The sequence below is a fragment of the Dyella jiangningensis genome (assembly GCF_003264855.1).
Lineage (GTDB): Bacteria > Pseudomonadota > Gammaproteobacteria > Xanthomonadales > Rhodanobacteraceae > Dyella > Dyella jiangningensis_C.
In genome coordinates this window covers 554,883-572,715 of record NZ_NFZS01000001.1, presented here as the reverse complement: position 1 = coordinate 572,715, position 17,833 = coordinate 554,883, and the positions used below count along the sequence as shown (strand labels likewise).

At 66.8% G+C, this 17,833-nt stretch carries 17 protein-coding genes; 8 read left to right on the top strand and 9 right to left on the bottom strand.

Going from position 1 to position 17,833, the window contains the following annotated elements; genetic code table 11:
* The first annotated feature begins 51 nt into the window (after positions 1-51).
* From lysA to CA260_RS02440, 5 genes are read left to right on the top strand one after another with little or no spacing between them, the layout of a single operon-like run.
* Positions 52-1,329, top strand: coding sequence for a diaminopimelate decarboxylase (gene lysA / locus CA260_RS02460; protein ID WP_111980865.1), 1,278 nt, complete (start codon positions 52-54; stop codon positions 1,327-1,329).
* Positions 1,326-2,546 carry a dipeptidase gene (locus CA260_RS02455; RefSeq protein ID WP_111980864.1) on the top strand — a complete coding sequence of 407 codons (1,221 nt, stop codon included), beginning with the start codon at positions 1,326-1,328 and terminating at the stop codon, positions 2,544-2,546. Before lysA ends, CA260_RS02455 begins: the two co-directional genes overlap by 4 nt.
* Positions 2,533-4,101 (top strand): serine hydrolase, encoded by a 1,569-nt coding sequence (locus CA260_RS02450; RefSeq protein WP_111980863.1) that lies wholly within the window; start codon positions 2,533-2,535, stop codon positions 4,099-4,101. The genes CA260_RS02455 and CA260_RS02450 overlap by 14 nt, the downstream gene beginning before the upstream one ends.
* Complete coding sequence (locus CA260_RS02445; RefSeq protein WP_111980862.1) at positions 4,094-4,813, top strand: M15 family metallopeptidase; 720 nt, start codon at positions 4,094-4,096, stop codon at positions 4,811-4,813. Before CA260_RS02450 ends, CA260_RS02445 begins: the two co-directional genes overlap by 8 nt.
* Before the next feature lie 31 nt (positions 4,814-4,844).
* Entirely contained in the window at positions 4,845-5,894 is a 1,050-nt protein-coding gene (locus tag CA260_RS02440; RefSeq protein WP_111980861.1) for a serine hydrolase domain-containing protein, read from the top strand.
* Positions 5,895-5,985: 91 nt separating this feature from the next.
* Here CA260_RS02440 and CA260_RS02435 read toward each other — a convergent pair whose 3' ends face one another.
* The 3 genes from CA260_RS02435 to trpE all read right to left on the bottom strand — a co-directional run bounded on the left by CA260_RS02435 (position 5,986) and on the right by trpE (position 9,072).
* Positions 5,986-6,669 carry a hypothetical protein gene (locus tag CA260_RS02435; protein ID WP_111980860.1) on the bottom strand — a complete coding sequence of 228 codons (684 nt, stop codon included), beginning with the start codon at positions 6,667-6,669 and terminating at the stop codon, positions 5,986-5,988.
* Between the two features lie 223 nt (positions 6,670-6,892).
* A complete protein-coding gene (locus tag CA260_RS02430) occupies positions 6,893-7,594 on the bottom strand; it encodes a hypothetical protein (RefSeq protein ID WP_111980859.1) in 702 nt (233 codons plus the stop codon).
* Between the two features lie 2 nt (positions 7,595-7,596).
* The gene (gene trpE, locus CA260_RS02425; RefSeq protein WP_111980858.1) at positions 7,597-9,072 is read right to left on the bottom strand and encodes an anthranilate synthase component I; all 1,476 of its coding nucleotides are present in this window, start codon (positions 9,070-9,072) and stop codon (positions 7,597-7,599) included.
* Between the two features lie 150 nt (positions 9,073-9,222).
* Between trpE and CA260_RS02420 the strand changes: the two genes are divergently transcribed.
* Positions 9,223-10,431: a hypothetical protein gene (locus tag CA260_RS02420; protein WP_111980857.1), complete on the top strand. Its 1,209-nt coding sequence runs from the start codon at positions 9,223-9,225 to the stop codon at positions 10,429-10,431.
* A gap of 114 nt (positions 10,432-10,545) precedes the next feature.
* Here the strand turns inward: CA260_RS02420 and CA260_RS02415 are convergent, their stop codons facing one another.
* From CA260_RS02415 to pdsR, 3 genes are read right to left on the bottom strand one after another with little or no spacing between them, the layout of a single operon-like run.
* On the bottom strand, positions 10,546-12,558 hold the full coding sequence (locus tag CA260_RS02415; protein WP_111980856.1) for an ATP-binding protein: 2,013 nt from the start codon (positions 12,556-12,558) through the stop codon (positions 10,546-10,548).
* Between the two features lie 24 nt (positions 12,559-12,582).
* Entirely contained in the window at positions 12,583-13,176 is a 594-nt protein-coding gene (locus CA260_RS02410) for a hypothetical protein (RefSeq protein WP_111980855.1), read from the bottom strand.
* Positions 13,176-13,865 (bottom strand): proteobacterial dedicated sortase system response regulator, encoded by a 690-nt coding sequence (pdsR, locus tag CA260_RS02405; protein ID WP_111982967.1) that lies wholly within the window; start codon positions 13,863-13,865, stop codon positions 13,176-13,178. The genes CA260_RS02410 and pdsR overlap by 1 nt, the downstream gene beginning before the upstream one ends.
* 414 nt (positions 13,866-14,279) lie before the next feature.
* Between pdsR and CA260_RS21055 the strand changes: the two genes are divergently transcribed.
* Complete coding sequence (locus CA260_RS21055) at positions 14,280-14,417, top strand: hypothetical protein (protein WP_172461700.1); 138 nt, start codon at positions 14,280-14,282, stop codon at positions 14,415-14,417.
* A gap of 258 nt (positions 14,418-14,675) precedes the next feature.
* On the opposite strand, the gene rpe is transcribed toward CA260_RS21055, so the two are convergent.
* The 3 genes from rpe to CA260_RS02390 form a co-directional block, all read right to left on the bottom strand.
* Positions 14,676-15,356 (bottom strand): ribulose-phosphate 3-epimerase, encoded by a 681-nt coding sequence (rpe, locus tag CA260_RS02400; protein ID WP_111980854.1) that lies wholly within the window; start codon positions 15,354-15,356, stop codon positions 14,676-14,678.
* 98 nt (positions 15,357-15,454) lie between these two features.
* On the bottom strand, positions 15,455-16,264 hold the full coding sequence (gene djlA, locus CA260_RS02395; RefSeq protein WP_111980853.1) for a co-chaperone DjlA: 810 nt from the start codon (positions 16,262-16,264) through the stop codon (positions 15,455-15,457).
* On the bottom strand, positions 16,261-16,542 hold the full coding sequence (locus CA260_RS02390) for a c-type cytochrome (protein WP_172461699.1): 282 nt from the start codon (positions 16,540-16,542) through the stop codon (positions 16,261-16,263). The genes djlA and CA260_RS02390 overlap by 4 nt, the downstream gene beginning before the upstream one ends.
* Positions 16,543-16,819: 277 nt before the next feature.
* Here CA260_RS02390 and CA260_RS02385 point away from each other — a divergent pair, with 277 nt between their 5' ends.
* The gene (locus CA260_RS02385) at positions 16,820-17,716 is read left to right on the top strand and encodes a phosphoribosylaminoimidazolesuccinocarboxamide synthase (protein ID WP_111980851.1); all 897 of its coding nucleotides are present in this window, start codon (positions 16,820-16,822) and stop codon (positions 17,714-17,716) included.
* The last annotated feature ends 117 nt before the right edge of the window (positions 17,717-17,833 follow it).

Here is a 17,833-nt window from a genome sequence, read left to right as displayed (position 1 = left end):
CCGCCGGCAGCCCACTTCGTGTGGGCTGCCGTTTTTTGATTGAGGCCAAACATGAATATCGACGCCATTGCGCAAGACATCCGTACCGCGTCGCGCTTCGACGGCGTCGACCTTCAGGCGTTGGCAGGCCATCTGCCCACGCCGTTCCACGCATACTCCGCCAGCGCCATCCGCGACCGGATCAGCTCGCTCCAGCGCGCTCTGCACGGCACGGATGCGCTGATCTGTTATGCGGTGAAGGCCAATTCCAGCCTCGCCATCCTCAACCTGATGCACGAGCATGGCGTGGGCGCCGATATCGTTTCCTCGGGCGAGCTGTGGCGCGCGTTGCGCGCAGGCATTCCGCCCGAGCGCATCGTGTTTTCCGGGGTCGGCAAGAGCGAACAGGAAATAGCCGAAGCGCTGGCCGCCCGGATCCTGCGTTTCAACGTGGAATCGCATGACGAACTGCTGACCCTGCAACGCCTCGCGGCTTCCATTGGCATCACCGCGCATGCCGCGGTGCGCATCAACCCCGACGTGGATGCCCTCACCCACGCGAAGATTTCCACCGGCAAGGCCGAGAACAAGTTCGGCGTCAGCATCGAGGAAGCCCGACGCTGGTTCGCCGAAAAAGCGTCGCTGAGCCATGTGCAACTGGATGGCCTGCACGTGCACATCGGCTCGCAGATCCTCAGCCTCGAACCCTACCGCGAGGCCTTCCGGCGCGTGGCGCAGTTCTGGCGCGAGCTGGAGGCGGCGGGCCATGCCATCGCCAGCATCGACGTCGGCGGCGGCGTGGGCGTGCGCTATCGCGAAGGACACGACCATCCGGTGGACGCGGCCGCCTATGTGAGTGTGGTGCGCACGGCACTCGAAGGCTTCAAGGGTCGCCTGCTGTTCGAGCCTGGCCGTTACCTGGTCGCCGAGGCCGGCGTGCTGCTCACGCGGGTCATTCGCGTCAAGCACGGCGAGCATCGCAAGTTTTTGGTGCTCGATGCCGCCATGAACGACTTGCTGCGTCCGAGCCTGTACGATGCCTGGCATGACATCGTGCCCGTACATGGGGAGACGCGAACGATGACCGAATACGACATCGTGGGTCCTGTCTGCGAGACCGGCGATACCTTCGCCCGCGGTCGCGCCATGCCCGAGTGCGTTGCGGGCGACCTGTTGATGATCCGCACCACCGGCGCCTACGGCGCGTCCATGTCGTCCACGTACAACTCGCGCCCTCTTGCCGCCGAAGTGCTGCTCGACCGGGGCCGCTACGCCGTGGTGCGCCAACGCCAAAGCTTCGAAGACATGATCGCCGGCGAGCAGCCGGCCCGACATTGGGAGACGGCATGAAGCGTTTTAACATTCTTGTTAGTGCGATCGTCCTTGCACTGGCCTTCGGCGGCACCGCATCCGCCGCACAGCAGGATCCGCCGATCACGCTCGACACCCATGTGGACATCCCGTTCGGCCTGATGCATGACCCGCGCTTCGACGTGGGCAAGCAAACGCCGCTGCAGGTCGACCTGGACAAGATGAAGCGCGGCGGCCTCGACGCCGTGTTCTTCATCGTCTACGTCGAGCAAGGCCCGCTGACGCCGGAAGGCTACAAGCATGCGATGGAACAGGCGAAACAGAAGTACGACGCCATCGACCTGATGGTGCACACCTATCCCGACCGCATCGCGATGGCCACGTCGCCGGCGCAGGTGCGCGCGAACAAGGCCGCGGGCAAGCTGTCGGCAATGATCGGTGTCGAGAACGGCTATTCGCTGGGACACGACATCAAGAACCTCGACGAGGCGTACAAACGCGGCGCTCGCTACGTAGGCCTGGCGCACATGGGCAACAACGACCTGTGCACCAGCTCGACGCCGGAAGCGAGCCTGGGCGATACGCCGCTGCCCGAATACGGCCTCACCGATTTCGGCCGCGACGTGGTCAAGCGCGACAACGAGCTGGGCATCATGGTGGACGTCTCGCATTCCTCCGACCGATGCGTACGCGACGTGCTGGCCCTGTCCACCGCGCCCATCATCGCCTCGCATTCGGCGGCGCGTGCGCTCGACAATCACCCGCGCAACCTGTCCGATGAATTGTTGCGCGCCATCGCCGCCAAGGGCGGCGTGATCCAGGTCGTCGGCGTGCAGGATTTCATCCGGCTCGATCCGGCGCGCCAGCTGGCGCAGAAGGCGCTGCAAGCGCAGATTGCCAAGCAGGCCGGCGACAAGGAATTCGACAGCGAGAAGCACGAGTACCTGCCCGCCTACATCGAAGGCATGAAGCGCATCGATGCAGCGCTCCCGCCACCGACCGTCGATGACTACGTCAAGCACGTCAAGCACATCGTCGACGTCGCCGGCATCGATCACGTGGGCATCGCCTCGGATTTCGACGGCGGTGGCGGCCTGGCCGGCTGGAACGACGCGACGCAGACGCGCAATCTCACCGCCGCACTGCGACGCGCCGGCTTCAGCGACCAGGACATCGCCAAGATCTGGGGCGGCAACCTGCTGCGCGTGTGGGGCGAGGTGGAACAGCACGCCACGGCAAACCATGGGAAGCGCTGACCGTAGCGCCGCGCGTCGTACGGGCGCGCGGCGCGTGGTCGCCGCGCTGCTGGGCGCCACGCTTGCCACGTCGGCGTTCGCCACCCAGCCGGACCCCAAGCTCGATGCCATCGTCGATACGGTGGCCGCGCGTTATCACCTCGCCGGCGTCGCCGTGGGCGTGATCGACCACGGCAAGGTCGTCTACATGCGCACGAAAGGTGAGCGCCGCGCGGGTACCGGCGAAGCCATCGACGAAAACACGCTGTTCAAGATCGCCTCCAACAGCAAGGCGATGACCAGCACCCTGCTCGCGCGCCTCGTGCAGGAGGGCAAGCTGCACTGGGACGACCCGGTGCGCAAATACCTGCCCAGCTTCCGCATGAACGACCCCTGGGTCACCGAACACATGCAGGTGGGCGACCTGCTGACACATCGCAGCGGCCTGCGCGAAGGCGCGGGCGACCTGATGCTGTGGCCCGAGCCCAACGCGTTCACTCGGCAGGACATCCTCCACGGTCTCGCCTATCTCAAGCCGGCCTACAGCTTTCGTGCGGGCTATGCGTACGACAACCTGCTCTATGTGATCGCGGGCGAAGTGGCCGCGGCAGCGGGGCACGACAGTTACGACAAGCTGCTGCGCCGCGAGTTGTTCGAGCCGCTCGGCCTTTCGCGCTGCCAGATCGGCCCATGGAACCGCGATGCCGTGGGCAATGTCGCGCAACCGCACGCCTACGAGGACGGCCACAACGTGGTCCTCAACGCGGACGATGCGATCGTGCCTGACATTACCTCCGCTGCGGCGGGCGGTGTGCGCTGCAGCCTCGACGACATGCTGACGTGGGCGCGCAACTGGCTGGTGCCCACACCCGCGCAACTCGCCTGGTTGACGCCGGCGCAACGGCAGACCGTGTGGACGCCGTACACGCCCATGCCGATCTCGAAGCACCGTCGCGAATGGGATGGCACGCGGTTTTATGCCTACGGTTACGGCTGGCGTCTCGCCGATGTCGATGGCCAGTTCACCGTGTCGCACACGGGCACGCTATCAGGCATGTATTCGGCGATGGTGCTGCTGCCGAACCGTCAATCCGGCTTCGTGGTGTTGATCAACAGCGAAGCGGAGGATGCACGCACCGTGCTCATCGAGACGCTCACCAAGCACTTCACCGCACCCGCCGATCCGCACGATGCCAACTGGTACGCCGACAAGCTCGATGCCGACACGGCGGCACCCGAGCACAAGGCGCCTGAGCCGGTCACGCAACCGGCAACCGTGAAGGAGCTCGCAACACAGCTGGGCCAGTGGCGCGACCCATGGTTCGGCACGATCACGCTGTGTCCGCGAGATGGCGCCGTGCGCTTCACGTCGGCCAAATCGCCGCGCCTGGTGGGTACGGTGATGCGTGCAGGCCAACGCTACCTGGTGCACTGGGACAAGGGCGAAGTCGATGCCTGGATGGATTTCCCGGCGCGTGCGGGCGAGGCGATGCACATGAGCAAGGTCGATCCGAAAGCCGATTTCAGCAACGATTTCGAGGACCTGGCATTCCACCGGGAGCACGGCTGTGAATAGCGCCCTTCGTTCCATCCTCGTGCTGTCCGCGCTGCTGCTCGGCACGCAAGCGAAGGCAGACGGCACGCCGGCCCTGTCATCCGCAAAGACCGCCGATCAGGCCGGACTGGTGGATATCCGCTCGCTCGCACCCGACATCGCCGAAGACATCAAGTACGCCGGCAGCGACAACTTCGTCGGCAGGCCGGTGGACGGCTATCTCGCACCCAAGTGTTTCCTGCTGAAGCCGGCCGCCGAGGCGTTGGCGCGCGTGGAGCGCGATCTGCACGCGCAGCACCGCGGCCTGCTGATTTTCGACTGCTACCGGCCGGCGCGTGCCGTGGCGCATTTCGTGCGCTGGGCGGGTGACCTCGCCGACCAACGCACCAAGCCCAAGCATTATCCCACCCTGGACAAGAGCGCACTGCTCGGCGACTACATCGCCCCGGTGTCCGGCCACAGCCGCGGCGCCACCATCGATCTCACGATGACGCAGTGCGACGCGCATGACGCGCATTGCAAGCCGCTCGACATGGGCACGTCGTTCGACTACTTCGGCACGCTGGCCAACACCGAGTCGCCGCAGGCCACGCCGACGCAACACGCCCATCGCGAACTGCTGCGCGCCGCGATGGAACGCGAGGGCTTCCGCAACTACGCCATGGAATGGTGGCATTACACCCTGACGCCCGAACCCACGCCCGACACGATCTACGACGTGCCGGTGCAGTGATCGCCCACTTCCGATGACAAGGGTCGTACCGATGCGCACGTTTGCCTTGCTGCTCTCCCTTCTGTTGTGTGCGACCAGCCGTGCCGCGTCGCCGGACACCGCCGATATCGACGCGATGATGAAGGCCTACCAGGGTGACGTGCCGAGCGCGTCGCTGCTGGTGATCAAGGACGGCAAGGCCGTGCTGCGCAAGAGCTACGGCCTGGCCGTGCTCGAATCGCACGAAGTCGCCACGCCGAAGACGAACTATCGGCTTGCTTCGGTGAGCAAGCAGTTCACCGCCGCGGGCATCCTGTTGTTGTCGGAACGCGGCAAGCTCTCGCTCGACGATCGCGTGCGCCGCTGGCTGCCCGAACTCAACGCCGCGCACGACGCGATCACCATCCGCCAGCTGCTGGATCACAGCGGCGGCCTGATCGACTACGAAGACCTGATGCCGGCCGATGCCACCGACCAGATCAGCGACGCCGGCGTGCTGAAACTGCTCGCCGCCGAACCGCGCAGCTACTTTCCACCGGGCACGTCGTATCGCTATAGCAACGGCGGCTACGTACTGCTGGGCCTGATCATCGAACGCGCCTCCGGGCAGACGCTGCCGGACTTCCTGCGCCGGAACATTTTCCAGCCGCTGGGCATGACGCATACGCTGCTCTACGAGCGCGGCGGCCCTGAGGTGCCCCACCGCGCCTACGGCTACAGCGAAGAGAACGGCCGCTGGACACGCACCGACCAGAGCCCCACCAGCGCCACGCGCGGCGACGGCGGCATCTACTCCTCCATCGACGACATGGCCAAGTGGGACGCGGCGCTGTATGACCGCCGCCTGCTGTCCGATGCCTCACGCACCGCGGCTTTCAGCGCACAGAACAAGGTGACTGGCGAAGAAGACGTCGACAGCTACGGCTTCGGCTGGCGCATCCACGGCGACGTGCGCTGGCATTCGGGCGAAACTCAGGGCTTCCGCAACGTGATCATCCGCTGGCCGAAACAGCATCTCACCGTGATGATGCTGACCAATCGCAATGACCCGGAGCCGTATCACACGGCGCTGGCGATTGGGGAAAAGTTCCTGCAGCGCTGAGCTGAACCCGCACCTTCGTCGGCTGTCGAACGAATAGGGAGCCAGCATGAGCTGGCTCCCCAGTTGCATCTCAAAAACGCCCTTCAGCCGATCAATTGGCCGCGATGCCCGCGGGTTGCATGGCCACGCAAGCATCCCCGGCACATTCGATCTGCACGTCGTTCGATGCCGGACATTGCGAGCGGAACATCGCGCGCTGTCCGTCGACCATCACTACATGGATAGCGCGGTCGCATTGGCGACTGGCGGCGACGTTCTGCGCGGCATTGAACATAGACTTGCTCACGCGATTATCGAGGCTCGCCAGATCACTGAGCGGCGGCGCCGACGGATGCGCGTTCGACTGGGCCCCGGTGTTCGGATAGGTCGCGGCTGCGGTGTATTGGGAGGGCACCAAGATGCTTACCTTGTCCGGGTAGTGGTGTGCGGCGCCATCGGAGAAATCGACTACCACACCGATCAGGCCGCCGAAGACGATATTTCCCCAGACCATGCCACGGATCGTTGCGTCATATGACTGCTGGGCGATCTGCTTGCCATCCTGCTGGCAGCTCACGCTGAGATCCTGTGACGAGCGATGGATCACTGCTGTGCCCGGCGTCGTGACACGCACCTGTCCCTGGCCGTTGCTCAGCGTGCAATCGGCGCGAATGCTCTGATCCGCCGCGCGTGCCTCGACCTGCACCTTTTGATAGCGGCCACCGACGATAGACGCGCACGCAGACACGCTCAGGGCGCACGCGATCACGACGCCCTTCTTCCATACGTTCTTCATGTCATTCCCCTGACGTGATGTCCCGCGCGGTCGACGCATACCCCCCCTTGGGTATCCGCTGCGCGGGTTATGGCGAGGAGGGATCGATGGTGCGCATCGGGTCCGTGGCGCCTCTCGGCGTCCTCAAGGGACATCTCGATACATGGCAGTCAGCCCCCCAACCGACTGCGATGGGGCATTCTTATGGAAGGCGCCGACAAAGACGAGAGGCCGCGCCTATAACTTACGGCCGAGTGACCACCACGGGAGCAAAGGCAAGGACCTCCGAGGTGTAAGTCTCAACCACCAGGCTGAAGGGTCGATTGTCCTGATCGAACAACACCGCACGGTGTTGCAGCACGTGGTGAGGAATCTCCAGCGCGCTGTCCTTGGAGGCCGGCACCGGTGCGCCGTTCTCCCACCCCTGCGGCAGCGGCGACCACAGCAGCTCGGCCGATAGCGTCTGGCGACGGAAATGCAGCGGCTGCACCACCTTGCCGAACGGCGTATCGGTGGTGTCCAGCTCGTGGTTCATCGCATCGGTAAGGCGCGAGGGCACGTACCAGTTGTCCGCCTCGGACAGTACGTGCTCGCCGCAGGCGAGCTGCACGCGGCGATAGCGCACCGGTTCGTCCGGTCCGATGGCGAGCTGCTTGCGCGCCTCCTCGGGCAGCGGCTTGTCTTCACCACGCACGCGCTCGGCGACCACCTTCGCTTCGGGGGCGAGGTGATGCGCGCCGCACCAGCGCTCCAGCGTCAGCGTCGCGCTGGGGTGGCTCAACAGGTCGGCATTGAGCGTCTGCAGCAGCGCCAGCACTTCGACCCGCGAAGTGGCGTCGTCGCGCCACGCTGCGTCAGGCGTGCGGGCGGGCGCGGGCGATACCAGCAGGCTGCCGCCCAGTCCGATCGCACAGGCGGCGGCCGCGCCTCGACGGATCGCGCGCATGCTCACAAGCCCTTCGCAGCCTGCGCCACGGCGCGGAACAGCGCGCGGCCCTTGTTCATCGTCTCCTCCCACTCGGAGGAGGGATCGGAGTCGTACACGATGCCCGCGCCCGCCTGGACGTGCAGACGTCCATCCTGGATGACCGCGGTGCGGATCGCGATGGCGGTGTCCGCGTCGCCCCACCAGCCGATCCAGCCGATCGCGCCGGCGTAGATGTTGCGCTTGTAGGGTTCGAGTTCCTGGATGATTTCCAGCGCGCGGATCTTCGGCGCGCCGCTGAGCGTGCCCGCCGGGAAGGTGGCCTTGAGCACGTCCATGTAGCCGACATCGGGGCGCACGTCGCCCTGCACCTGCGAGACGATGTGCATCACGTGCGAATAGCGCTCGACCACGAAGGATTCGCTCACCTCGACGCTGCCGGTCTCGCTGATGCGGCCGATGTCGTTGCGGCCCAGGTCGATCAGCATCACGTGCTCGGCGCGCTCCTTCGGATCGGCCAGCAGTTCGGCTTCCAGCGCCTGGTCTTCTTCGTCGGTGGCGCCACGCTTGCGCGTGCCGGCGAGCGGACGCACCACCACCTTGCCGTCCTTGAGACGCGCCAGGATTTCCGGCGAGGAACCCACGATCTGCGTCTGCCCGAGATCGACGAAGTACATGTACGGCGACGGGTTCAGCGCGCGCAGCGCACGATACACATCCACCGGCCGTGCGTTGAAGCCCACGCTCAGGCGCTGCGAAGGCACAACCTGAAAGATGTCGCCCGCGCGGATGTATTCCTTCGCGCGCTCCACCATCGCCTCGAACTCCTCCTTGGTGAAGGAAGACTTGAAGTCGCCTTCATCCAGCGCCGTGCTCTGGTTGAGCTGCGGGTACGAAACGCCGCTCTGGCGCAGACGATAGACCAGCGCGTCGAGCCGGCGCTGCGCCTCGGCATAGGCGTGCGGCTGCGAGGGGTCGGCATGCACGATGAGGTAAAGGCGCCCCTTGAGGTTGTCGAACACGGCGACTTCCTCGGCCAGCATCAGCAGCACGTCGGGCGTGCCGAGCTCGTCCGCGCGATCCCACTGCGCCAGGCGCGGCTCGATGTAGCCGATGGTCTCGAAACCGAAGTAACCGACCAGGCCACCGCTGAAGGCGGGCAGCTGCGGCAGGCGCGGCACGTCGTACTGCTTGCGCAGCACTTCGATCTCGCCCAGCGGATCGGCGACGTGGCGGCGCTCGGTCACCTCGCCGGCGTCCTCCACTTCCAGCTCGTGCCCGCGCAGGCGGTACACGCGCTTGGCCGGCAGGCCGATGATCGAATAGCGTCCCCAGGTGGCGCCGCCCTCGACCGATTCGAACAGGAAGGTGTACGGGCCGTCGGCCAGTTTCAGGTACACCGAGAGTGGCGTGTCGAGGTCGGAGAACACCTCGCGCACCAGCGGGATGCGGGTATGGCCCTGCGCAGCCAGTGCGTCGAATTCGTCGCGGGAAATCACGTGGGGGTATCCAGTGGGCGAGCTTGAACGGCCATTGTAGGGGCGCCATGCGGCGAACCGAAATCCATGTACGGCTTGTTCGCGCCCGATGGCGGGCCTAACCTTGCCCCATCAACGCGCGAAGCGGCATTCGCTGGGGAATCAACGGGTATGGACCACTGCTGTCTGATCCTTTCTGGCCGCCTGCTCGACGGGCAGGACGCGGCCACGGTCCATACCCGACTGGCGGCCGCCTTCGGCATGGAGATGGGTGGGTTCCGCGAGCGCGTGTTCGAGCGGGCGCCACTGATCATCCGCCGCGGTCTCGACACCGCCACCGCCCAAGCCCAGGCCGCGCAACTGCGCGCGATGGGCGTGGAAGCGGACGTGCTGCCCGACAGCGACCGCCTCGCCTGGCTGCGCCGGGACGGGCAGATCCGTGGCCCGCTGCCCGAGGATGCCTTGCCGCGCTATGCGCATGCCGGCGACCAGTGGTGCCACGACGGCGGGCAGACGTGGTTCGACTGGGCGCACGCGCCGTCGGCAATGCCGCCGCTCCCGGAACCGGCTCCCGAGGACCTGGCGGCCGAAGAGGCGGCCGAGCGCGAGCCGCCGCCGATCCCCGTCACACTGGAACCGCCTCCGCTGCCCCCGATGGCGAGCACGCCGCCAACGGCGCCATCGGCACCGGCTGCAGCCCCGAGTAGAGCGCCGCTCTCCACCGCCGCCGTGGTGGCTGCACTGTTCGGCCTGCTGGCGCTGCTGTATCGCCCGCTGTCGCCGGTCGCCGTGCTGCTGGCGCTGGGCGTGCTGATCCATCTGTATCGCCGGCCGCTGCTGCGCGGCCGTGCCTTCGCCATCATCGCGCTGGTGCTGGGTGGCGCAGCGTTCCTCCTGTGGATGCATCATCCCGCCGCCGCGCCGGTCGTCGAAGCCTACGTGCCGCGACCATTGAAGCCCCTTCCATCCCACCGCGCGTCCAGCGCGGACGCGCCAGCACAATGCACGGCGAAGGCGCCGGCGCCAAAGAACGACGAAGACCGTTTCCTGCTGACGGGCGAGCGCGTGCTCACCGGGCGTGCGCAGCGCAAGGGCGACACCTATGTCGCCGAGGCCGCCGTGTCGGTCAATGACGAATGCCAGCCCAGCGCCCTGCAGCTCTACGTGTTCCACCACGGCGTGTTCCTCGGCCCCGCGCTGGACAAGGCCGCCAACCTCGCCAACACCAGGCTCGCGGACTTCGACCTGGTCGATGACCAGCACTTGAGCGTGACACTGGCGCAATGCACGGAAAAGCCCGGTGATTGCGCAGCCACCACGGTGAAACAGTTTGCGGTGATGCCGGGCGGCGGCGGCTGGACGCTGGGCGAGATCAAGTAACCCGCCGGAGCACCTGTAGGAGCGCACCCAGTGCGCGCTCGGCCTGTCACCCAGCCTCTGTGTTCACGACAGGCCGATCGCGCACTGGGTGCGCTCCTACACAGGCCGTTGTCGCTACAGCCGCTGCCGCGGCATCCCATGCAACTGCAGCGTGAACGCCACGCCGCTGCCGTCGTCCAGATTGCGCGCCATCGCCACGCCGCCGTGGCGCTCGGCCACCAGGCGCACCACATAGAGGCCCAGGCCAAGATGCGGCGCGTCGCCGGGCGTCGCCTTGTCACGCAGGCTCACCAGTGAATCGAACAGACGCCCCTGCATCGCAGCGGGCAACGGTGGGCCCTGGTTGGCCAGTTCGATTTCCGCGCCGTGGTCGGTCGCACGCAGGGTCAGCCGCAGCCAACCGCCGTCCGGCGTGAACGACAAGGCGTTGTCGAACAGCTTGTCGAGCGCCTGCGCGATCAGCTCGGGCGCGCAGTGCATCACCATCGGCTCGCCGGGCAGCACGGTATCGAGCCGCCGCGTGCCGGCGAGCGGTCGATACGCTTCACTGCAACCGCGCACCACGGCCACCAGATCCACGTCTTCCGGCTCGGCGGCGGCGATGGCGCGCTCCATGCGGCTCGCTTCGCTCATGGCTCGCACCAGTGCACCGAGCCGCGCCACGCCGTCGCGCGCGCGCAGCATGTAGGGCTGGGCATCGGGCGGCATCGCATGCTCGGCCTGCAGCGCGTGCTCCAAGTTGTCCAGCGAGGACTTCACGATCGCCAGCGGCGTGTTCAGTTCGTGCGAAAGCTTGGACGCGAGCGTGCGCAGGTAGTCGGTATAGCCACCCACCACCTCGAACAGCCGCTCGAAGCTGCGCGCGAGATCGCCGATCTCGTCCTCGGCGCCCGTCATCGGGAAAGGGCCGTCCAGACGTCCATCGTTCAACTGCGCCCGCTCGGCCGCATCGCGCAGGCGGCCCAGGCGGATGCTCAGGCGCGTGGCGAAGATCAGCAGGATCGCGCCCGCCACCAGCAGCACCCCAAAACTCGTGAGTAACAGGCCCAGCAGCGCGCGATTGGCCAGCAGCGGCACGGCGCGGCTGGCCTGCTCCAACAGCAGCACGCCGCGCACCTGTCCATCGCGCTCGATCGGCACGGCCGCCGCGAGCACCACGCTGCCGCGCGCCTCGCCCTGCCGCCACAGCGTCGCCGGCTGGCCCTTGCTGGCGTCGCGCACCTGGGCCACGTCCAGGCGCGGCACGTCCTGCGTCCACAGCTCCGCGTCCTCCACCTGGTTCGCCAGCAGCGAACGATAGATCAGCGCGGCGAACCAGCCGGGCTGATCGCCAGGCGCGGCCGCAGGCGTCGCCAGATGCCCGGTCTGCGCGAGCACCCAGCCCGCCGGCGCCAGCACGCGCGCCTGCACGCCATCGAGTGCGAGCTGGCCCAGCTCGTAGGACAACGTGGGCGAGTACGCGACCAGCGGCCGGCTTTCCACGGCCTGCGGATCGCCGCCCGCGTTCGCGTCGTAGATCGACAGGCCCAGCGAATCCACGCCCAGGCTGCGCGGTACGCGCAATTCCACGCGATACCCGCTGCCGTCTTCCTGCCACTGCGCGGTGAGCTGCGCCGGCAAGCCGTCGACCGCCGGGTCGAGCGCCCGCGCGGTGACCATGCCCGGCGCCGCACTGGCCAGCAGATAGCGACGCGACTCGCCGGCCCTGCCCAGGCTCAGCACCAGATGATCGGCACGCAATGCGCCGGGATCTTCCGCATCGGCGCGCGTGCGCAGTGTGCTGCGCACGTCGGCGTAGAGATAGAGCCAGTCCGCATCTTCGGCGAGCAGCAGCTTGCCGCGACGATCCAGCGGCTGGCTCCACGGCGTGAGCGGCGCCCAGTCGTCGCCGTAGCCATCGATCGTGATCGGGTTGACCGTCTGCTGCACGTACCAGTCCGGCCCGGCCGGCGGCAGCGGCGCACCGGTCACCACCAGGCTGCGCGCCATCGCCCGCGCCGACGCCGTGAGCGCCTGCGCCTGGCCTTCGCGCAGCAAGGTTTCCATCTGCCGCACGTACAACCAGCCGGCCACCGGCAGAGCCAGCGTGCACAGGGCGACGAGCAGCAGTTTGCGGCGAAGGGTCATGCCGGAACGATACCGAAAAGCCGCCTAGTGCGCGGCCTTGGCGGCATCGACACGCGTGGCGGAGCTCACGGCGTAGCGTGATTGTTCGGCTACCTGGCGAAACAGGGTGAGCAGTTCGTCCTTGCCCTGCTCGTCGTGTGCGAACGCCATCGACCAGCTGAAGCGGATGCCACTCGCCAGGCCGGGATCACAGAACACCACGACGTCATCCTTGTGGTCCGTGCCTTCGTACAGCACGCCGCGACACGCCATCGCCTTGTTGCCGAGCTCGAACACGCCCGCCTTGCCGCGGGGATCGCGGTCCAGATAGTGATGGCGATCGTCCTGCACCTCGGCTTCCAGCGAGGAAAGTTTGGACGGCCAAACGTTGAGCACCATCACGCGGTCCGGCTCGCCCGTCCACTCGCCCTTGTAGAGCACTTCGTTGACGCCGATGCCCTGCGCATACAGGCAGCAATCCTGCGTCCAGCCGGCGGGGAGCACGGTGCGGATGGTCCAGGCGGGAACGTCGCGGTCCGCCTTGCCGTAGACCATCACCGGCACCGCATCGGCGGCCCTGACTCCATGCGCGCCGATCCATAGCATCAACAACGACAGCAAGCACACCCAACGCTTCATCAAGGCTTCCACCGATAACCCACGCCATGCACCGTCTCGATGGCGTCGAACTCCGGCGCCACCGCGATGAATTTCTTGCGGATGCGCTTGATGTGCGAAGTAATGGTGGCGTCGTCCACCACCAGCTCGGCTTCGCGCATGAGCTGGTCGCGGTTCTTCACGTGGCCGGGGAAGCGCACCAGCGTGTGCACCATCCAGAACTCGGTGACGGTCAGCGGGATCTCGTCATTGTTCCAGGTGATGCGCATGCGCTCGGATTCGAGCTTGAGCGGGCCGTGCTCGATCACCGTCTCGCTGGACGCCGGCACCTTCAACGATTCGATGCGACGAAACAGCGCCGCGATGCGCGCCGCCAGCTGGTGCAGGCTGGTGTCCTTGCTGAGATAGTCGTCGGCGCCCAGGCGCAGCCCCGAGATCACGTCGAAGTCGGAATCGCGCGCGGTGAGGAAGATGATCGGCAGCGTGGCCGACTTGGCGCGCAGCTCGCGGCACAGGTCGAAGCCGCCTTCCGGCTCGTCGCCCAGGCCAATATCGATGATGACCAGTTCCGGCAGGCGCATGGCGAAGGCGGTGGAGGCCTCCTGCCGCGAGCCATAACCGCGCGTCTCGTAACCGAAGCGGGTCAGCGCCTCGACATAGTTGGCGCGGATCAGCGGCTCGTCTTCGACGATCGCAATGCTGCGGCCCATGGCTTGCTCCCAAATGGCGATGGCGCGCAGCGTGCAGCCTGCGCCGCGGCCGCGCAAGCCACCAACGCATGCTGCCCGCATTTCGCCATTCGCCGTCGCCGCAACGCCACGGCTCCGCGAGCCTGGCCCAAGAGGCTTCGACACAGGCCGGCGTGATCCACGGCACGGAAGGCATGGCCTGCCACATCCACGGCCGATCTTGCCCGCGTTTTGCCACATCCGGGTCCCGGCGCATGCCCGGGGCGGGAGCGCAATGAAGCCGCCTTCGCAGGAGTTCCGGAACATGCGCCCCAATGGTCAACCGCCCGTCGATCCCAACGCCGAACTGCACGGTTTCGAGCCGTTGCGCGTGGTGCTGGCACTGGGCGCACTCCTGCTCGGCCTGGTCATGAGCCTGCATTGAGGGGGCCCGTCATGAGCACCGACTTCGAACTGATGAACGATCCCTTCCTGTCACCTGCCGTGGAAAGCATGGAGGCGGCCTGCGCGCATGGACGTGCGCCGGCCGCCGGGGCTGATGAGCCCGACCCTGAGTACTGGCAGCCCCTCTGAGCCCTGGTTCCCGCTCTTCGGCTTTCGTTCCTCCCCGCTCCGGCGGGGATTTTTTCATCTGAACAAAGACTTAGGAACGCGCCCGGACACACCCGCACGGGGAACCAAATCGCAGGATCTCGGTCCCAGGTGTTGGCGGTCGTGGATTCTTGCCGTGGATCCCCGGCCGCCGTGTGGTCTCCTCACACGTCGTTCCGACGAAACTTGTCCCGGCGCGGATGCGCCGGGATCTTCTTATGGGGACTCCCCCTACCGCATTCAGGCCGAGACGGCGGCCAGCTGCTCGTGCATCGCGGCGATGACGCTCTTGTAGTCCGGCGCGTTGAAGATGGCCGAGCCAGCCACGAAGGTGTCCGCGCCCGCCTTGCCGATTTCGCCGATATTGTTCGCCGTCACGCCGCCATCGATCTCCAGGCGGATCGCACGGCCGCTTTCATCGATGCGGCGACGCACCTGGCGCAGCTTGTCCAGCGCGGTGGGGATGAACTTCTGCCCGCCGAAGCCCGGGTTCACCGACATCAGCAGGATCAGGTCCAGCTTGTCCATCACGTAGTCGAGGTAGCTGAGCGGCGTGGCCGGGTTGAACACCAGGCCGGCCTGGCAGCCCGAATCCTTGATCAGCCCGATGGTGCGGTCGATGTGCTCGCTGGCTTCGGGGTGGAAGCTGATCACGGTCGCGCCCGCCTTGGCGAAATCCGGCACGATGCGGTCCACCGGCTTGACCATCAGGTGCACGTCGATCGGCGCGGTGATGCCGTAATCGCGCAGCGCCTTGAGCACCATCGGGCCCATGGTAAGGTTGGGCACGTAGTGGTTGTCCATCACGTCGAAGTGCACCCAGTCCGCGCCGGCGGCCAGCGCCTTGGCGGTGTCCTCGCCGAGCCGCGCGAAGTCCGCGGAGAGAATGGACGGGGCGATGACGTTGGATTGCTTGCTCATGTCGGACTTTCCTTTGGGAGCGCACCGTGTGCGCGACCTGGGGTTAGGTGGCGGCTGCAGTCGCGCACAGGGTGCGCTCCCACATGTCGTCGCCGGGTTTACTTGAAGCCGCGTTCCGCCTTGATGCGCTCGTAGGCCGCGTTGATCTCGCTGGCACGCGATTCGGCCTGCTTGCGCATCGCCTCGGGCAGATCGCCCAGGCGGTCCGGATGATGCTCGGAAATGAGCTTGCGATAGGCGCGCTTCACCGCGCGGTCGTCCACGCTGCGCGCGATGCCGAGCACGGTGTACGGGTCAGGCCCCTGCGTATTGCGCTGGGGCGGCACGTAACCGCCATTGCCGCCGTAGTGGCCCTGCCCGCGCGAATAACCGGTCGCGTTCCAGGCGTAGCCCTTCATCGCCATCAGCGCCATCAGTTCCATGTCGCTCACGCGCAGTGCAAACGCGAGCTGGCGCAGGATGGCCATCTTTTCCGGCGGCGGGTTGCCTTCGGCCAGCACCGTCTCGATCACCACGTCGAGCACGGGAAACGCGTGGTCACGGCGCAGACCGACCCAGCGGCGCAGCTCCTCGATCGCCAGGGTCACGTTGAACTCGGGCTGCTTGCCCTGGTTGAACGCGATGATCGCCTGCTTGCGCTGCTCGTGCTCCAGGCCCATGCGCTGCATCACGCGTTCGGCCACGGCGATCTCGGCCTCGGACACGCGGCCGTCGGACTTGGCCACGGCGCCCAGCACGTTGAACAGCGGGCTGATGTAGCCGCCGGCCTCGGGCGTGACGCGGCTGCGCTGGCCCTTGCGCAGGCTGTCGATGATGAAGCCGGTGATGCCGCCGACCACGGCGCCTGGCAGGCCGTGGCCGAAGATCAGCCCGAACAGTGCGAGCCAGAGGGTCCAGGTAAAGGTCATGGATGGCCTTGAGGGTGAGGCGTCTGCGCGCTGTACCAGCGCGCCAGTTCGTCGAGGTCGGCGTCACTCATCGGGCCGATCGCCGCGCGCATCAAGGGCACGTTGCGCCGGCCATCGCGGTATTGCTTGAGCGCCTCGCGCAGGTAGTCGAGCTTCTGGCCGGCTAGGTTCGGCGCGCCGGGTATCTGCGCCATGCCGGTTTCGCCATGGCAGGCCGCACACAGGCCCAGGCGCGCGGGCTTGGCCGGTACGCCCGCATGCGAGGGCAGCGCGGCCATGAGTCCGGCCGCCAGCCATGGCCATGCCCACGCGTGGCGTTTGCCCGTGTGAGATACAGCATCGATGCGGGGCGGCGGGACCATCAGGAAGAGCCTGGCTCAAAAAGCGCCGATTCTAGCAGCCGCCGCAAGCGCCGCCGGCCGGGACGAAGCGCCGCGATGCGTCCCGCCGGTGCCTCAGCCGCTACAATGGACGGCTTCGCGGGCCCTGCCGCAGGGCTCCAGTCATCGTTTTCCCGTCCTGGTACGCCAGGCGGCCAGCCAGGAGCGAACGAACGTGCCCACCACCCTGCTGCAATCGAACCTGCCGGGCCTGGAACTGATCCATCGCGGCAAGGTGCGCGACGTTTACGCATTGCCCGAGAACCGCCTTCTGATCGTCGCCAGCGACCGCCTGTCCGCCTTCGACGTGGTGCTGCCCGATCCGATCCCCGGCAAGGGCGAGATGCTCACCCAGATCTCCAACTTCTGGTTCGGCAAGACCGCGCACCTCGTACCCAACCACCTGCTCGACGTGCCGCTGGCCGACGTGCTGCCCGCCGGCACCGACCTCAAGCTCTATGAGAAGCGCGCCGTGGTCACGCGTCGCCTGAAGCCCGTGCCGGTGGAAGCGATCGCACGCGGCTACCTCATCGGCTCGGGCTGGAAGGACTACCAGGCCACGGGTTCGCTGTGCGGCATCAAGCTGCCGGCAGGCCTCAAGCAGGCGCAGCAGTTGCCGGAACCGATCTTCACGCCGTCGACCAAGGCCGCCGTGGGTGATCACGACGAGAACGTGAGCTTCGATGCCGTGGTGGCTGCCGTGGGCGCCGACCTCGCCGAGCAGGTGCGCGAGGCCACGCTATCCATCTACCAGTGGGCCGCCGCCTACGCTGCCGAGCGCGGCATCATCATCGCCGACACCAAGTTCGAATTCGGCACCGACGAGACCGGCAAGCTCTACGTGATGGACGAGATGCTGACGCCCGATTCCTCGCGTTTCTGGCCCGCGGATTCATACCAGGTCGGCATCAGCCCGCCGAGCTACGACAAGCAGTTCGTGCGCGATTACCTGGAAACGCTGGACTGGAACAAGAAGGCGCCCGGCCCGAACGTGCCCGCCAACGTGATCGCCGCCACCTCGGCGAAGTACGCCGAAGCACTGCAGCGCCTGGCCGACATCAAGCTGGATTGACGAGCTGGTGCCGTTGGCCAGAGCCGGCGGCTCCGCGTTCTCGCCAAGCCGCCCAAACTGGAGTTTTCGCCGCGGGACTGCGCCATCGCCGGCCGGCTGCATGGCCGCATCCCATCG

What these genes read in the sequence shown, in the direction of transcription:
- lysA (WP_111980865.1), top strand. Translation starts at nt 52, where the DNA reads ATGAATATCGACGCCATTGCGCAAGACATCCGTACCGCGTCGCGCTTC.
- CA260_RS02455 (WP_111980864.1), top strand. Translation starts at nt 1,326, where the DNA reads ATGAAGCGTTTTAACATTCTTGTTAGTGCGATCGTCCTTGCACTGGCC.
- CA260_RS02450 (WP_111980863.1), top strand. Translation starts at nt 2,533, where the DNA reads ATGGGAAGCGCTGACCGTAGCGCCGCGCGTCGTACGGGCGCGCGGCGC.
- CA260_RS02440 (WP_111980861.1), top strand. Translation starts at nt 4,845, where the DNA reads ATGCGCACGTTTGCCTTGCTGCTCTCCCTTCTGTTGTGTGCGACCAGC.
- CA260_RS02435 (WP_111980860.1), bottom strand. Translation starts at nt 6,669, where the DNA reads ATGAAGAACGTATGGAAGAAGGGCGTCGTGATCGCGTGCGCCCTGAGC.
- CA260_RS02430 (WP_111980859.1), bottom strand. Translation starts at nt 7,594, where the DNA reads ATGCGCGCGATCCGTCGAGGCGCGGCCGCCGCCTGTGCGATCGGACTG.
- CA260_RS02420 (WP_111980857.1), top strand. Translation starts at nt 9,223, where the DNA reads ATGGACCACTGCTGTCTGATCCTTTCTGGCCGCCTGCTCGACGGGCAG.
- CA260_RS02415 (WP_111980856.1), bottom strand. Translation starts at nt 12,558, where the DNA reads ATGACCCTTCGCCGCAAACTGCTGCTCGTCGCCCTGTGCACGCTGGCT.
- CA260_RS02410 (WP_111980855.1), bottom strand. Translation starts at nt 13,176, where the DNA reads ATGAAGCGTTGGGTGTGCTTGCTGTCGTTGTTGATGCTATGGATCGGC.
- pdsR (WP_111982967.1), bottom strand. Translation starts at nt 13,865, where the DNA reads ATGGGCCGCAGCATTGCGATCGTCGAAGACGAGCCGCTGATCCGCGCC.
- CA260_RS21055 (WP_172461700.1), top strand. Translation starts at nt 14,280, where the DNA reads ATGAGCACCGACTTCGAACTGATGAACGATCCCTTCCTGTCACCTGCC.
- rpe (WP_111980854.1), bottom strand. Translation starts at nt 15,356, where the DNA reads ATGAGCAAGCAATCCAACGTCATCGCCCCGTCCATTCTCTCCGCGGAC.
- djlA (WP_111980853.1), bottom strand. Translation starts at nt 16,264, where the DNA reads ATGACCTTTACCTGGACCCTCTGGCTCGCACTGTTCGGGCTGATCTTC.
- CA260_RS02390 (WP_172461699.1), bottom strand. Translation starts at nt 16,542, where the DNA reads ATGGCCGCGCTGCCCTCGCATGCGGGCGTACCGGCCAAGCCCGCGCGC.